Source organism: Neorhizobium galegae (assembly GCF_017877135.1).
Classification (GTDB): Bacteria; Pseudomonadota; Alphaproteobacteria; order Rhizobiales; family Rhizobiaceae; genus Neorhizobium; species Neorhizobium galegae_A.
Map to the genome: position 1 here is coordinate 192,591 of NZ_JAGIPH010000009.1, position 14,790 is coordinate 207,380.

General features: G+C 63.3%; 12 protein-coding genes. 6 read left to right on the forward strand and 6 right to left on the reverse strand.

What is annotated here, in order from left to right; genetic code table 11:
• Positions 1 to 16: 16 nt before the first annotated feature.
• Positions 17 to 613 (reverse strand): imidazoleglycerol-phosphate dehydratase HisB, encoded by a 597-nt coding sequence (gene hisB / locus J2858_RS21385; RefSeq protein ID WP_210106911.1) that lies wholly within the window; start codon positions 611 to 613, stop codon positions 17 to 19.
• 199 nt (positions 614 to 812) lie between these two features.
• On the opposite strand from hisB, the gene hslV reads away from it, so the two are divergent.
• The 5 genes from hslV to J2858_RS21410 all read left to right on the forward strand — a co-directional run bounded on the left by hslV (position 813) and on the right by J2858_RS21410 (position 7,680).
• Positions 813 to 1,337, forward strand: a complete 525-nt coding sequence (hslV, locus tag J2858_RS21390) for an ATP-dependent protease subunit HslV (RefSeq protein WP_210106887.1) — start codon at positions 813 to 815, stop codon at positions 1,335 to 1,337.
• Positions 1,338 to 1,433: 96 nt separating this feature from the next.
• Complete coding sequence (gene hslU / locus J2858_RS21395) at positions 1,434 to 2,741, forward strand: ATP-dependent protease ATPase subunit HslU (RefSeq protein ID WP_210106888.1); 1,308 nt, start codon at positions 1,434 to 1,436, stop codon at positions 2,739 to 2,741.
• Positions 2,742 to 2,954: 213 nt separating this feature from the next.
• Positions 2,955 to 3,902 carry a DUF1402 family protein gene (locus J2858_RS21400; RefSeq protein WP_210106889.1) on the forward strand — a complete coding sequence of 316 codons (948 nt, stop codon included), beginning with the start codon at positions 2,955 to 2,957 and terminating at the stop codon, positions 3,900 to 3,902.
• Positions 3,903 to 3,947: 45 nt separating this feature from the next.
• Entirely contained in the window at positions 3,948 to 5,342 is a 1,395-nt protein-coding gene (locus tag J2858_RS21405; protein ID WP_210106890.1) for a cytochrome P450, read from the forward strand.
• A 175-nt stretch (positions 5,343 to 5,517) separates the two neighbouring features.
• Positions 5,518 to 7,680, forward strand: a complete 2,163-nt coding sequence (locus J2858_RS21410) for a malate synthase G (protein WP_210106891.1) — start codon at positions 5,518 to 5,520, stop codon at positions 7,678 to 7,680.
• A gap of 112 nt (positions 7,681 to 7,792) precedes the next feature.
• Here J2858_RS21410 and J2858_RS21415 read toward each other — a convergent pair whose 3' ends face one another.
• Positions 7,793 to 8,467 (reverse strand): L,D-transpeptidase, encoded by a 675-nt coding sequence (locus tag J2858_RS21415; protein WP_210106892.1) that lies wholly within the window; start codon positions 8,465 to 8,467, stop codon positions 7,793 to 7,795.
• 178 nt (positions 8,468 to 8,645) lie between these two features.
• Here J2858_RS21415 and J2858_RS21420 point away from each other — a divergent pair, with 178 nt between their 5' ends.
• Positions 8,646 to 9,134 (forward strand): MmcB family DNA repair protein, encoded by a 489-nt coding sequence (locus tag J2858_RS21420; RefSeq protein WP_210106893.1) that lies wholly within the window; start codon positions 8,646 to 8,648, stop codon positions 9,132 to 9,134.
• A 16-nt stretch (positions 9,135 to 9,150) separates the two neighbouring features.
• Here J2858_RS21420 and J2858_RS21425 read toward each other — a convergent pair whose 3' ends face one another.
• From J2858_RS21425 to J2858_RS21440, 4 genes are all read right to left on the reverse strand, one after another.
• Positions 9,151 to 9,729 carry an ActR/PrrA/RegA family redox response regulator transcription factor gene (locus tag J2858_RS21425; protein ID WP_210106912.1) on the reverse strand — a complete coding sequence of 193 codons (579 nt, stop codon included), beginning with the start codon at positions 9,727 to 9,729 and terminating at the stop codon, positions 9,151 to 9,153.
• Positions 9,730 to 9,841: 112 nt separating this feature from the next.
• Positions 9,842 to 11,146: an ActS/PrrB/RegB family redox-sensitive histidine kinase gene (locus J2858_RS21430; RefSeq protein WP_210106894.1), complete on the reverse strand. Its 1,305-nt coding sequence runs from the start codon at positions 11,144 to 11,146 to the stop codon at positions 9,842 to 9,844.
• 15 nt (positions 11,147 to 11,161) lie between these two features.
• Positions 11,162 to 13,630 carry an ATP-dependent helicase HrpB gene (hrpB, locus tag J2858_RS21435; protein ID WP_210106895.1) on the reverse strand — a complete coding sequence of 823 codons (2,469 nt, stop codon included), beginning with the start codon at positions 13,628 to 13,630 and terminating at the stop codon, positions 11,162 to 11,164.
• Positions 13,627 to 14,583, reverse strand: a complete 957-nt coding sequence (locus J2858_RS21440; protein ID WP_210106896.1) for an ornithine cyclodeaminase family protein — start codon at positions 14,581 to 14,583, stop codon at positions 13,627 to 13,629. Before J2858_RS21440 ends, hrpB begins: the two co-directional genes overlap by 4 nt.
• Between the last annotated feature and the right edge of the window lie 207 nt (positions 14,584 to 14,790).

Here is a 14,790-nt window from a genome sequence, read left to right on the forward strand (position 1 = left end):
GTCCTCCTGACGGGCGTCAGACCAGCGTGCCCTTGGTGGATGGCACCCGTCCCGCCTGGCGCGGATCGATTTCGGTTGCCTGGCGCAACACCCGCGCCACGGCCTTGAAGCAGGTTTCGGCGATGTGGTGGTTGTTGGCGCCGTAATGGTTCATCACATGCAGCGTAATGCCGGCATTCTGGGCAAGGGCCTGGAAGAATTCACGCACCAGTTCGGTATCGAATGTGCCGATCTTCGGCGCGCTGAAGGTGACGTTCCAGACAAGGAAGGGCCGGCCGGAAAGATCGACGGCCGCCTTGGTCATGGTTTCGTCCATGGCAAGGTCGATCGAGGCATAGCGGGTGATGCCGCGCCGGTCGCCGAGCGCCTTGGAAATCGCTTGGCCGATGGCAATGCCGGTATCTTCCACCGAATGGTGATCATCGATGTGCAGGTCGCCGCTGCAATCGATGTCCATGTCGATCAGCGAATGGCGCGACAGCTGGTCGAGCATGTGGTCGAAGAAGCCGATGCCGGTCTTGATGGACGACTTGCCGGTGCCGTCGAGATCGACGGTCACGGAGATGGCGGTCTCGTTGGTCTTGCGCGAGATGGTGGCGCGGCGTTCGGTCATCATAGTCACCGGATCTGTCAGGCTTTTCATCGTTTGGCCTCATTATCAGCCGCAAAGCTGCGGTGCAAACGAATAGAGGGCAGGTGTGTTGCCTGGTCGTCGGTCCGATTTGCAATCGCCGTTCCACCACTTACATGTGAGCCAACAGCCGGAATGGACCGGCGACAGGAAGCCCGGGTGACGGGCACAGGTGAAACATATGACGACAATCATTACCGTGCGGAAAGGCGGAAAGGTCATCATGGCCGGCGATGGCCAGGTCAGCCTCGGCCAGACCGTGATGAAGGGCAATGCGCGCAAGGTGCGCCGCATCGGCAAGGGCGAAGTGATCGCAGGCTTTGCCGGCGCCACCGCCGATGCGTTTACGCTGCTCGACCGGCTGGAAAAGAAGCTGGAACAGTATCCCGGCCAGCTGATGCGGGCCGCCGTCGAACTTGCCAAGGACTGGCGGACCGACAAGTACCTGCGCAATCTCGAAGCCATGATGCTGGTGGCCGACAAGACGGTGACGCTGGCCGTGACCGGCAATGGCGATGTGCTGGAACCCGAACACGGCACGATCGCCATCGGTTCGGGCGGCAATTTTGCCTATGCGGCGGCGCGCGCCATGATGGATTCGGACAAGGATGCCGAACAGATTGCCCGCACCGCGCTCGATATCGCCGCCGATATCTGCGTCTATACCAACCACAATCTGGTGGTCGAATCGCTGGACGCTGCGTGAGCGTCCGGCACTCCCGCTAACGACTGCTGATCATGGGTCCCTGCGGCCGGGCTGAACGACGAAGCCGGCCGGGCAGGGATGCCGCAAGAGGAAGATATGACCACATTTTCTCCCCGCGAAATCGTCTCCGAACTGGACCGCTACATCATTGGCCAGCATGAGGCGAAACGTGCCGTCGCAATTGCGCTTCGAAACCGCTGGCGCCGCCAGCAACTCGACGAGAGCCTGCGCGACGAGGTGATGCCGAAGAACATCCTGATGATCGGGCCGACCGGCGTCGGCAAGACCGAAATCTCCCGCCGCCTCGCCAAGCTTGCTGGTGCCCCCTTCATCAAGGTGGAAGCCACCAAGTTCACCGAGGTCGGTTATGTCGGCCGCGATGTCGAGCAGATCATCCGCGATCTGGTCGAGATCGGCATCGGACTGGTGCGCGACAAGAAGCGCGCGGAAGTTCAGGCCAAGGCGCATCAGAGCGCCGAAGAGCGCGTGCTCGATGCGCTGGTCGGCACGACGGCCTCGCCTGCCACACGCGAAACCTTCCGGAAAAAGCTGCGCGCCGGCGAACTGGACGACAAGGAAATCGACATCGAAGTGGCCGATACGGGGACCGGCATGCCCGGTTTCGAGGTGCCCGGCATGCCCGGCGCCAATATCGGCGTGCTCAACCTGTCGGAAATGTTCGGAAAGGCCATGGGCGGCCGCACCAAGAAGGTGCGCACCACCGTGCAGAAGTCCTATGGAGACCTTATCCGTGACGAGAGCGACAAGCTGATCGACAACGAGGTCATCCAGCGCGAAGCGGTCCGCTCGGTTGAAAACGACGGCATCGTCTTCCTGGACGAGATCGACAAGATCGCCGCCCGCGATGGCGGCATGGGAGCGGGCGTCTCGCGCGAAGGCGTTCAGCGCGACCTGCTGCCGCTGGTCGAAGGCACGACCGTGTCGACGAAATATGGACCGGTCAAGACCGACCATATCCTTTTCATTGCCTCGGGCGCCTTCCATGTCTCCAAGCCGTCCGATCTCCTGCCCGAACTTCAGGGTCGCCTGCCGATCCGGGTGGAGCTGAAGGCTCTCACCAAGGAGGATTTCCGCCGGATCCTGACGGAAACCGAGGCAAGCCTCATCCGCCAGTACCGGGCGCTGATGGAGACCGAGCAGCTGTCGCTGGATTTCACCGAGGATGCCATCGATGCGCTGGCCGATGTCGCCGTCCATCTCAACGCGTCGGTCGAGAATATCGGCGCGCGCCGTCTGCAGACGGTGATGGAACGGGTGCTGGACGAGATCTCGTTCAACGCGCCGGATCGTCCAGGCTCCGCCGTGACCATTGATTCGGGCTATGTGAAGCAGCATGTCGGCGATATCGCTGCCGATACGGATCTGTCGCGCTACATCCTGTAAAGCGTGGCAAGGGCGCAACGGCTGGTCGCCGTGCGCGCCTCATGACGGGAAATTGACGGGGCGCGGGCTCGACTCCGCGCCTCCTTTTTCAGTAATGCATCACGCACGTGAGCACGCTGCAATTTGCATGTCTGATTCGTCTTCAATGTGATTCGCCGGAAATTGCAGGGCCATCCGGCCCAGCTCGTCACGACTTCCTGGGATGCCGAAATCTTGCGACGTATCTTGCTGGCCTTGCTGATGATCTTTTCCTGGAGCGCCTCCCATGCGCTCGCCGGCAGCCTTAACCTGGTGCCGCCGGGAAATCGCAACGTGCAGCAGCCAAAGGTGCCCGGAGCTTCCGTTCGCCGCACCACCGCCGGCCGCAGCACCTTCGACGAGAAGTACGACAAGATCCGCGATCTTCTCGCAAACGACAAGTCGCTGATCGCCAAGATCAAGCAGACCTCGCGCCAGTACGACATCGACCCGATCCATATCATCGGCGCGATCGTCGGCGAACATACCTATAATGTCGATGCCTATGACCGGCTGCAGTCCTATTACGTGAAGGCCGCCGCCTATGCCGGTGATCGGTTCCGCTTCGGCTATAAGGACGAGACGATCGGCGCCTTCGTGCAGCGGTCGCAGTTTTCGAAATGCGATGATTTCAACGATTCCTATCGCCTCTGGTCCTGCCGCGAGGGTGTGTGGGAGCGTGTCTTCCGGGGCAAGACGGTCGAGGGCGTATCCTACCCCGACAACCGATTCAGCGCGGTGTTCTTCCAGCCCTTCTTTGCCGGCCAGACCTTTGGGCTTGGCCAGATCAACCCGCTGACGGCGCTGATGCAGTCCGACATGGTGGCCCGTCGCTCCGGCTATCCCAAGCTCGATGCTGCAAATGCAGCCGATGTCTACAAGGCCATCATGGATCCGGACCAGTCGCTTGCCTATATGGCCGCCACCATCCGCCGCGCCATCGATGACTACGCACAGATTGCCGGCATGGATATTTCCCGCAATCCCGGCATTACCGCCACGCTTTATAATGTCGGCAATTCGGCCGATCGCGCCGCAGCGCTTGCCGCGCGCAACCGCAATGGCGGCTTCTCCTGGCCGGAGGAGAATTATTACGGCTGGCTGGTGAACGACAAGCTCGACGAATTGAAATCGCTGCTGTGAGTTCTGATATAGGTTCTTCGAGCACACGCTTCAGGAGAACCGGTCATGGACATGCGTCCCGAGCCTTTCGAGCCACCGGCACCGGTTCCCCGGACGGTTCCGCCCGGCCGGCTTGAGATCATCCGCACGGTCTTGCGCAATCCGCTCGAGCTTTGGGGGGAGCCGTCCTATACGCTGCCGTGGATCGAGACGAAATTCTTTGCCGAGCGCACGCTGATCGTCAATGATCCGGGCCTTATCCGGCATGTGCTGGTGGATAATGTCGCCAATTACGAGATGTCGGAAATCCGCCAGCTCATCTTGCGCCCCATCCTGCGCGACGGGCTTTTGACAGCGGAAGGCCCTGTCTGGAAGCGCTCGCGCAAAGCCATGGCGCCGGTCTTTACCCCGCGTCACGCGAAAGGTTTTGCCGGCAAGATGCTGGCGCAATCGCAAGCCTATATCGAAAAATATGCCGACATCGGCCCCGGCGGCCGCATCGAGGACATTTCCGTCGACATGACGGAGATCGCCTTTGCGATTCTCTCCGAAACGCTGTTCTCCGGAGATATCGTCACGCAGAGCGAAAAGTTTTCCGACGATGTCGACAGCCTGCTGCACCGCATGGGGCGCGTCGATCCGATGGATCTTTTGCGCGCGCCGCCCTGGGTGCCGCGTCTGACGCGCATCGGCGGCGCCAAGGTGTTGGGAAAATTCCGCGAAATCGTGCGGCTCACCATGGAAAAGCGCAAGGCGATGATGCGGGCCGACCGTGCCTCAACGCCCGACGACTTTCTGACGCTGCTTCTCGATCTTGCCGGCCCCGACGGGCTGACGCTGGATGAGATCGAGGACAATATCCTCACCTTCATCGGTGCCGGTCACGAGACGACGGCTCGTGCCCTTGCCTGGACGCTCTACTGCGTCTCCCATTCGCCGCAGGTGCGCGGCCAGATGGAGGAAGAGATCGACCGAGTGATGGCATCGGGGGCCGAACCGGTCGAGTGGCCTGACCTGATGCCGCATGTGCGCGCAGCCTTCGAGGAAGGCATGCGGCTTTATCCGCCGGCGCCTTCCATCAATCGCGCTGCCATTGCCGATGATCGCTGGACCAGCGCCGAGGGAAACACCGTCGAGATTGCCGCCGGCACCACGGTTCTCATCATGCCCTGGACGTTGCACCGCCATGCGCTCTACTGGGACAAGCCCCGCGCCTTCATGCCGGAGCGCTTTCTGCCGGAAAACCGCGGCAAGATCCAACGCTTCCAGTACCTGCCGTTCGGGGCCGGGCCGCGGGTCTGCATCGGAGCGACATTTGCCATGCAGGAGGCGGTAATCGCACTGGCCGTGCTGATGGCCCGATACCGGTTCGACGCCGTGCCTGGGGCAATACCCTGGCCGGTGCAGAAGCTCACCACCCAGCCGCAAAACGGTCTGCCGATGCGTGTCAGCCCGCGCTGAGCCGGGTGCGGGATACCGAGGCCGCGGCCATCGTCCGCCTATCGCAGCCGCGCGCCGTGCGTGCGCAGCAAGGGCTGACGTGGTCCGTCGGCTGCCTCAATGCAACCAATGCCCGATTGACTAAGCGGTCTGCCCGCGCAAAAACCACAGCGGACAGCAAAGAGGGAGCATCTGGATGAACCGAATCGAGCGACATGGCCTGGCCATTGACGAGGCACTGCATGCCTTTTTGGTCAATGAGGCGCTTCCCGGCAGCGGCATCGATGTCGAGCACTTCTTCGCCGGCTTTTCGCGCATCGTGCATGAGCTTGCTCCGAAAAACCGCGCCCTGTTGAAGACGCGCTATACGCTGCAGGAAAAGCTCGACGAGTGGTATCGCAAGAACGGCGCGCCTGGTGATTCTGCGGTTTACGAAGCCTTCCTGCGCGAGATCGGCTACCTGCTGCCGGAAGGGCCGGACTTCAAGGTCGAGACGGCCAATGTGGACCCGGAAATCGCCGAAATCGCTGGCCCGCAGCTGGTGGTGCCCGTCATGAACGCCCGTTATGCGCTGAATGCCGCCAATGCCCGCTGGGGCTCGCTCTATGATGCGCTTTACGGCACGGACGCGATTGCCGAGACGGACGGTGCCGAAAAGGGCTCGTCCTACAATCCGGTGCGGGGCGCCAGGGTGATTGCCTGGGCGCGCCGTTTTCTCGATGAATCAGTTCCGCTCGCCGATGCCTCGTGGGCGAATGTGACGGGACTTTCGGTCGCGGATGGCACGCTGTCCGTTTCCGTCGGGGAGAAGGCCGTATCGCTGTCCGATCCCGCACAATTTGCCGGATACCGTGGCGAGGCTTTGAAGCCCACCCATCTTCTCTTCGTGCGCAACCGGCTGCATATCGAAATCCGCATCGACGCCACGACGGCCATCGGCAAGGACGATCCGGCGCATATTTCCGATGTCTGGCTCGAATCGGCCATCACCACCATCATGGACTGCGAGGATTCGGTCGCCGCCGTCGATGCCGCCGACAAGGTTGTGGTCTATCGCAACTGGCTTGGCCTGATGAAGGGTGACCTTTCCGAAGAGGTGTCGAAGGGCGCGCGCACCTTTACCCGCCGCCTCAATCCGGACGTGACCTATACGGCGCCGGATGGCACGTCCTTTGATGTACATGCCCGCTCGCTGATGCTGGTGCGCAATGTCGGCCACCTGATGACCAATCCGGCCATTCTCGATACGGAGGGCCACGAGGTGCCGGAAGGCATCATGGATGCGGTGGTGACGGGCCTGATTGCCCTTTACGACATCGGCCCTAGCGGCCGTCTGCAGAATTCGCGCCTTGGCTCCATGTATGTGGTGAAGCCGAAGATGCACGGGCCCGACGAAGTGGCCTTTGCCTGCGAGATTTTCGCGCGCGTCGAGGACTTGCTCGGCATGGCGCGCAACACCATCAAGATGGGGATCATGGACGAGGAGCGCCGCACGACGGTCAACCTCAAGGAATGCATTCGCGCCGCCCGCGAACGGGTCGTGTTCATCAATACCGGCTTCCTCGACCGCACCGGCGACGAGATCCACAGCTCGATGGAAGCCGGCCCGATGATCCGCAAGGGCGACATGAAGCAGGCGCCCTGGATTGCCGCCTATGAGAACTGGAATGTCGATATCGGCCTTGCCTGCGGCCTCTCCGGGCACGCGCAGATCGGCAAGGGCATGTGGGCAATGCCCGACCTGATGGCGGCGATGCTCGAGCAGAAGATCGCCCATCCGAAGGCCGGCGCCAACACGGCCTGGGTTCCCTCGCCGACGGCAGCCACGCTGCATGCCACGCATTATCACACGGTGAATGTCGCCGAGGTTCAGGCGGGGCTTGCCGCGCGGACCCGGGCAAAACTGTCGGATATCCTGTCCGTTCCCGTCACCTCGCGCCCCAACTGGACGCCGGAGGAGGTGCAGCGCGAACTGGATAACAATGCGCAAGGGATCCTCGGCTATGTCGTGCGCTGGATCGACCAGGGCGTCGGCTGCTCCAAGGTGCCCGACATCAACAATGTCGGTTTGATGGAAGACCGGGCGACGCTGCGCATCTCGGCCCAGCATATGGCCAACTGGCTGCATCACGGCCTGGTGACGACGGATCAGGTGGTCGAGACGATGAAACGCATGGCGGGGGTCGTGGACGGACAGAATGCCGGCGACCCGCTCTACCAGCCGATGGCCGGCAACTTCGACCAGTCGGTCGCCTTCCAGGCGGCGCTGGATCTGGTGCTGAAAGGCCGCGAACAGCCGAACGGTTATACCGAACCGGTTCTGCATCGGCGCCGGCTGGAAGCAAAGGCAAAGGCCTGATCGGAAAACAAGCCCCTGGCTGAGGTCACACAGCCAGGGGCTTTTCAAATGTCGCATACGAAAACGGCGCGTCTGGCGCGCCGTTTGCACTGATGCTCCGGAACAGACCGGCTTACTGGATGACGATGACCTTGGTCTGGCGGCCCGGAAGGACGCGGCTGTAAAGGTCGATGACGTCCTGGTTGATCATGCGGATGCAGCCCGACGAGGCGGCCGTGCCGATGGAAGCCCATTCCGGCGTGCCGTGAACGCGAAACAGCGTATCCTGACCCTTTTCGTTGAAGAGGTACATGGCGCGCGCGCCGAGCGGGTTGCTGAGGCCCGGGCCCATGCCGTTTTCCACGTAGCGGGCAATATCGGGCTTGCGCACGGCCATTTCCTTCGGCGGATGCCAGGTCGGCCATTCCTGCTTCCAGGCGATATAGGCTTCGCCGGCCCAGGCAAAGCCTTCCTTGCCGACGCCGATACCGTAGCGCACGGCCTTGGAGCCCGGCAGGATGTAATAGAGGAAGCGTTCGCGCGTGTTGACGATGATGGTGCCCGGACGTTCCTTGCTGTCGAAATCGATGATCTGGCGGTGGAACTTCTTGTCCAGGCGGCTGATCGGAATGGCCGGCAGCGCATAGCCGGCATCGGTGACCGCGCCATAGGAATCGCTGAAGATCGCGTTGGTTTCAACGCGGACGGGCGCTACGGCAACCTGCCGGGTGTCGGATGTGGTGGAGCAGCCGGAAAGGGCCAGCATCGCCAACAGGCCGGATGCGATCATGCGTGTGCGGGTTTGCATCGATTTCTCTTAAATGGTGGGGTCAGGGCAGATGAGATACGCCATCTTTGATCGACGGGTTATTTTCCATTAAAGGGGGGTTGGCAAGGCATCGTCGCGCACCCGGCGTCTGCGCCGCTACAAATGAAAAAGACATTGTCTTTTTGCAACAATCCGCTGCTCACCCCATGTGTTAAAGATGACCATCGTTCAAATCGGCCCCAGCAATCCGCTCATCGACGGCCGGCAATCCGGCCGGGCGATGATGGTGCGCCGCGGCGTGCAGATCCTGTTGAACGAGATGCGCCACACGCTTTTGCCGGAACTCACGCTCGCCAATGGCCGGCGCGCCGATCTGGTGTCACTCACCGACAAGGGAGAGATCTGGATCATCGAGATCAAGACCTCGATCGAGGATTTTCGCGTCGACCGGAAATGGCCGGACTACCGGCACTTTTGCGACCGGCTGCTGTTTGCCACCCATAATCAGGTTCCGCTCGACATTTTTCCGCAAGACTGCGGCCTTCTGCTTTCGGACGGCTACGGTGCGCATCTTTTGCGCGAGGCGCCGGAGCATCGCTTAAGCGCAGCACAGCGCAAATCGATGACATTGTCCTTTGCCCGTATCGCCGCGCAACGCCTGCTGGCGGCCGAATGGGCGACCGGCCAGACCTTCGGTGACGGCTGATAAGCGCTTTCCGACGCTATTTGGGGGCGCGTTTGGCAAGAATCCTCTGCAGGGTGCGCCGGTGCATGTTGAGCCGGCGGGCCGTTTCCGAGACATTGCGCTCGCACATCTCATAGACACGCTGGATATGCTCCCAGCGCACCCGATCCGCCGACATCGGGTTTTCCGGCACATCCGCCTTTTCGCCAGGCCGCTGGGTCAGCGCCGCATAGACGTCATCGGCATCGGCGGGCTTTGACAGGTAATCGACAGCGCCCAGCTTCACCGCCGTCACCGCGGTTGCGATATTGCCGTAGCCGGTCAGCACGATGACGCGTGTGTCCTCGCGCTGCTGGCGGATGGCCTCGATCACGTCGAGCCCGTTGCCATCGCCCAGCCGCAGGTCGACCACCGCATATTTTGGCGGGCGGGCACGCGATCGCGCAATGCCATCGGCCACCGATTCGGCCGTTTCCACCTGGAAGCCACGGCTTTCCATGGCGCGTGCCAGGCGGCGCAGAAACGGCGCGTCATCATCGACAATCAGAAGCGTCGCATCGGGTCCCAGATCATCGGTGCCATTGCCTGCCGCGCCAGCCTCAATCTTGTCTGCCATCATCATCTTGTCTCCACCGGTGTCTGTCCGGTTTTTCAGCTCTTTAACCGGTATCCTGCGCCTTTGTCATTACGCATGTGCCGGGTGTTCGGGTCACAGTATCGGTCGGTCTTCACGCCTTCATCTGCATGACGGAACGTGGCCAGGTGACGCGCACCCGTGCGCCCTCTCCATCCGGCGCCCGATTGGCAAAGGCAAGCGTTGCGCCTGACCGCTCCAGCAAGGTCTTGGCGATAAAAAGCCCGAGGCCAAGACCGCCGGCCCGCGCGGTTTCGCGGCTTCGTGTCGACATATAGGGTTCCCCGATATGAGTTAAAACATCCGGCGCAAAACCTTGCCCGTCATCCTCGATGGTGATGGCCACCATATCCGCATCATGTTCCACGGTCACGGTTACCTTTTGCCGCGCAAAGTCCACGGCGTTTTCGATGAGATTGCCGAGCCCGTAGAGAATGCCGGCATTGCGATGTCCCACCGGTTCTTTGCTGCGCTCGCCTTTCTCGACCAGCTCAAGCGTGATGCCAAACTGCCGGTGCGGCGCCATCACTTCCTCGATCAGCGAGGAGAGCGGCAGCCGGCGCATGTGCTCCTCGTTGTCGGCAGACAGCGAGGTCAGCCGGCGAAGAATGTCGCGGCAGCGTTCGCTCTGGCTGCGCAGAAGGGCCACATCCTCGCCATAGCGCGGGTCGGAACTCAGTTCCCGCTCCATCTCCTTGGCCACCACGCTGATCGTTGCAAGCGGGGTGCCGAGTTCATGGGCGGCGGCGGCGGCAAGTCCATCCAGCTGCGACAGGTGCTTTTCACGCTCCAGCACCAGCTCGGTGGCCGCCAGCGCATCGGCAAGCAGCGTCGCCTCCAGCGAAACCCGATAGGCATAGAAGGCGGCAAAGATCATCATCGAGACGATGGCGCACCAGCTTCCGAGCTGCAGGATCGGGTGGATGAGAAGCACCTCGTCCTTCACCCACGGAACCGGATAGGGCGACAGCACGAGGGCTGTGGTGCAGACCACCGCAAAACCGAGAAGCCCAAGGGAATGGCGCAGCGGCAGCGAGCCGAAGGAAATGATCACCGGCACGCAGATGAGCGGCGCAAACGGGTTCGCAATGCCGCCCGTGATGAACAGCAGACCTGCCATCTGCAGAAGATCAAAGCCGAGCAGACCAAGCGCTGCGGCCGGCTGCAGGCGATGCGTCGGCGGAAAGCGCAGCGACAGCAGGAGATTGGCGAGCGCCAGCGCTGCCACCAGCAGCGCCGTCTCCACAAGCGGCATCGCATAGCGCAGGAGGACGGCGACAATCAGGACCGTGATCGTCTGCCCGGCCACGGCCAGCCAGCGCAGCCGCACCAGGGTCTGCAGCCGCATGCTGCGGCTGGCGCGGCCAAACTGCGCGTGACGGATCGAAATGGGTTCCATTCTGTCTGGTCCTTGTCAGGTGCCGCGCGGCTTGGCGCGCGCCGTGGGGGCGGCATTGGCCGGATCTTCCGGCCAGGCATGGCGTGGATATTGCCCGCGCATGTCGGCACGCACATCCCGCCAGGAGCCGGCCCAGAAACCCGGCAGATCGCGCGTGGTCTGGATCGGCCGATGGGCGGGCGAGGTGAGTTCGAGAAGCAGCGGCAACCGGCCGCCCGCGACGGCCGGATGAACCTTCAGCCCGAACAATTCCTGCACGCGCAGTGAAATGACCGGTTCGTCGCCATCATAGCGGATCGGATGCCGCTGGCCTGTCGGTGCGTCGAAATGGGTGGGGGCCAGCCGGTTGATGTCAGCCCGCACCGCATGGGGAACGAGGCTGCGCAGTCCCTCGGCAAGACTGCCCTGGTCGATGGCATCCGGACTGGTGCGGCCAGACTGGAACGGCGTGAACCACTCGTCCAGGCGGGCAAGCAAGGCTTCTTCCGAGACATCCGGCCAGGGCTCGCCGATCGTGCGGTGCAGGAAACCGATGCGGGCCCGCAGTTGCTCGGTTTCCTTCGACAAGGACAACACCCTGAGGCCGAGCTGGCGAACGCCATCCGCCAGCGCCTCGGCTGCCTCGGCGCCGGTCGGGCGGGGAAGCGGCGTTTCTTCCAGAAGGATGGCACCGAGCCGCACCACCCGCCGCGCCCGCACCTGCCGGCTCTGCCGGTCGAAATAGCCCTCCTGCCGCCGCTCGATGGCATGGGCAAGCTCCGCTTCCACGCTGTCGCGATCGATCTCGGCCGCCGCCAGGATGCGGGCCTGCGCTGCCCGTCCCGTCAGGTCGGCAATTACCAGCATGCGCGCACCCGCCAGCCGCTCGGTTTCCGGAAGTTCCGCGCCGCGCCCATTCACCATCACGAACCGGCCGCGCGCCCCCCGCTGCAGCGCCACCCGGTCGGGATAGGCATGCATGAGCAAGGATCCGGCAAGGACGGGTGCTGCGGATTGCTCCGTGCGTGGCAGGGCATCGGCAAGCCTCCTGGCAAGCTGGCGCGCGGCCTCTGCCCGTTCGCCGCGTTCGGTTCGAAAGGATTTCAGCCGCTGGTCGAGGTCGACATCCGCACCGCCAAGGCCCTGTTCCGTCATCAGCACGGCCAGCTGGCAGGCGGCCAGTGCCTGTCCCTCTTGGGCGCCGGCAAGCGCCATCGCCGCAAGCCGCGGCGGCAGAGACAGGTCGCGCATCAGCCGGCCCTTCGGCGTCAGCATGTCGGACGCATCCAGTGCCCCCATCATCCTTAACAGCGCCCGGGCTTCGTGAAGGGCGGCTGCGGGGGGCGGGTCGAGAAAGGACAGATCGGCCGGATCGCGCACACCCCAGTGCGCCAGGTCGAGCGCCAGCCCCGACAGATCGCTCGCTAGGATCTGCGGCGGCGTGAAGGCGGGCAGGGCGGCCGTCTGGCCCGGATGCCAGAGGCGGATCACGATGCCCGGCTGCGTTCGCCCGGCGCGGCCCGCCCGCTGATCGGCCGAGGCGCGCGAAACCTTGACCGTTTCGAGCCGGGTGATGCCGGTGGCAGGCTCGAAGACCGGCAGGCGCTGCAACCCGCTGTCGATCACGATGCGCACGCCGTCGATGGTAATCGAGGTTTCGGCGATCGAGGTCGCCAGCACCACCTTGCGCTCGCCGTCCGCCGTTGGCCGGATCGCCAGATCCTGCGCCTGTTGCGACAGGTTGCCGTAAAGCGGTGCGACGATGGTGGCGGCCGGCAGCCTGTCCTTGAGCCTTTCAGCGGTGCGCAGGATCTCGCCCTGTCCCGGCAGGAAGGCCAGAATGGAGCCGTCTTCCTCCGAAAGAGCCCGCAGGATCGCGCGTGCCATCGCATCCTCGATCCGTTCGGCGGGTCCCCGCTCGCCATGGCGGATGTCGATGGGAAAGCTGCGCCCTTCGCTCACGATCACCGGCGGGTCGCCAAGCAGATCGGCCACCCGCTCCACGTCAAGCGTTGCCGACATCACGAGCAGCTTCAGATCCTCGCGCAGGGCACCTTGCGCATCGAGCGCCAGCGCCAGGCCGAAATCGGCGTCCAGCGAGCGTTCGTGGAATTCGTCGAAGATCACGGCGGAAATACCGGCCAGTTCGGGATCCTCGAGAATCATCCGGGCAAAGACGCCTTCCGTCACCACCTCGATGCGGGTGGCCGAGGAGATGCGGTTGTCGAGGCGCATCCGGTAGCCCACCGTCTCGCCGACCTTTTCCGACAGGAGCGAGGCCATGCGCGCTGCCGCCGCCCGCGCCGCCAGGCGGCGCGGTTCAAGAAGGATGATCCTGCCGCGGCACCAGTCCTCGTTCAGCAGATAAAGCGGCACCAGGGTGGTCTTGCCGGCCCCCGGCGGCGCCGAGAGAACCGCCCGGCCGGTGCGCGCAAGGGCTACGGCAAGATCGGCAAGGACGGCGCTGACGGGCAGAGGGGGCAGGGGGGCATGCGCCTTCGTCATGCGCGGTCGTTCCTGTCGCGCATCGTTTCATAGGCAAGGATGGCGCCCGCCAGATCCTCGAGCGCTGCACCGACCGACTTGAACAGCGTGATATCGTCCGGCGACTGGCGCCCGCCGTGCTCCTTGCGCACGAGTTCCGCGAGATCCGCCTGGATATCTGCCGGCGACAGCGTCCCGTTCTGAAGGGGAATGACAATATCGCCGGCCTCGTGCATGGCGCCGTCGCGCGTATCGACAAAGATCTTCGCGCGACGAGCCGCCGTATCGTCGCTTTCGCGCATGGTCGGCTTGAAGGCCCCGACGAGATCGAGATGGGCGCCGGGTTTCAGCCATTCGCCACGGATCAGCGGATCGATAGAGAGCGTCGCGCAGGAGATGATGTCGGCGCTGGCCGCCGCCGCCGCCAGGTCGTTTACCGGCTCCACGTCAAGGCCAAGCGCTTTGGCTTGGCGCGCCATCTCCTTTGCCTTGTCAGGATCCCGGCCCCAGAGACGAAGACGCGTCAGTGGCCGGTGCACGCAATGAGCCTCAATGAGGTTCAGGGAAAGGCGCCCGGTCCCCACCACCAGCAGTTCCTGCGCATCGGCGCGCGCCAGATGGCGGGCCGCCAATGCGGAGGTTGCCGCCGTGCGCCGCGCCGTCAGTTCACCCCCCTCGACAATCGCCAGCATCTCGCCCGTCGATCCGGACGACAGCAGATAATTGCCGAAGATGGTCGGGAGCGCGCGCAGGTGATTGTCCGGGAAAAGGTTGAGGATCTTCACGCCACTGTAGCGGCCCGGCGTCCAGGCGGGCATCAACAGCATGGTCGCTGCCGCCTCGCCGGGCACCTCCATCTCGTGATGGTGCCGCAGCGGCATCACGCAGCCCGTTTGAAACATCCGCTCAACCGCATCGATCAGCGCCGGATAGGAAAGGGCAGCGCGCGTCTCTTTGTCATTCAGCACCAGCATGGTGGAAACTCCTGCAAAACAAGGGCCGACCTTAGCCGTGGGGCGCTGGCGCCGGAAGGCCTGGAAGAAAAATGACAGTTTTTTGAAATTCCCTGTTGACCTCTCCGGAGGCTGGATCTATAAGCCCACTCACTGACGAGGGCGGCGGCGCTGCTAGCGACGACTGACTTCGTTCTTGAGAAATGTCTCGAGAAATCATTGAATTGG

Excerpts from the sequence above, each read along its gene's own strand:
- J2858_RS21410 (WP_210106891.1), top strand. The coding sequence starts at position 5,518 with ATGAACCGAATCGAGCGACATGGCCTGGCCATTGACGAGGCACTGCAT.
- J2858_RS21425 (WP_210106912.1), bottom strand. The coding sequence starts at position 9,729 with ATGGCAGACAAGATTGAGGCTGGCGCGGCAGGCAATGGCACCGATGAT.
- hrpB (WP_210106895.1), bottom strand. The coding sequence starts at position 13,630 with ATGACGAAGGCGCATGCCCCCCTGCCCCCTCTGCCCGTCAGCGCCGTC.
- hslU (WP_210106888.1), top strand. The coding sequence starts at position 1,434 with ATGACCACATTTTCTCCCCGCGAAATCGTCTCCGAACTGGACCGCTAC.
- J2858_RS21440 (WP_210106896.1), bottom strand. The coding sequence starts at position 14,583 with ATGCTGGTGCTGAATGACAAAGAGACGCGCGCTGCCCTTTCCTATCCG.
- hslV (WP_210106887.1), top strand. The coding sequence starts at position 813 with ATGACGACAATCATTACCGTGCGGAAAGGCGGAAAGGTCATCATGGCC.
- J2858_RS21415 (WP_210106892.1), bottom strand. The coding sequence starts at position 8,467 with ATGCAAACCCGCACACGCATGATCGCATCCGGCCTGTTGGCGATGCTG.
- hisB (WP_210106911.1), bottom strand. The coding sequence starts at position 613 with ATGACCGAACGCCGCGCCACCATCTCGCGCAAGACCAACGAGACCGCC.
- J2858_RS21405 (WP_210106890.1), top strand. The coding sequence starts at position 3,948 with ATGGACATGCGTCCCGAGCCTTTCGAGCCACCGGCACCGGTTCCCCGG.
- J2858_RS21430 (WP_210106894.1), bottom strand. The coding sequence starts at position 11,146 with ATGGAACCCATTTCGATCCGTCACGCGCAGTTTGGCCGCGCCAGCCGC.
- J2858_RS21420 (WP_210106893.1), top strand. The coding sequence starts at position 8,646 with ATGACCATCGTTCAAATCGGCCCCAGCAATCCGCTCATCGACGGCCGG.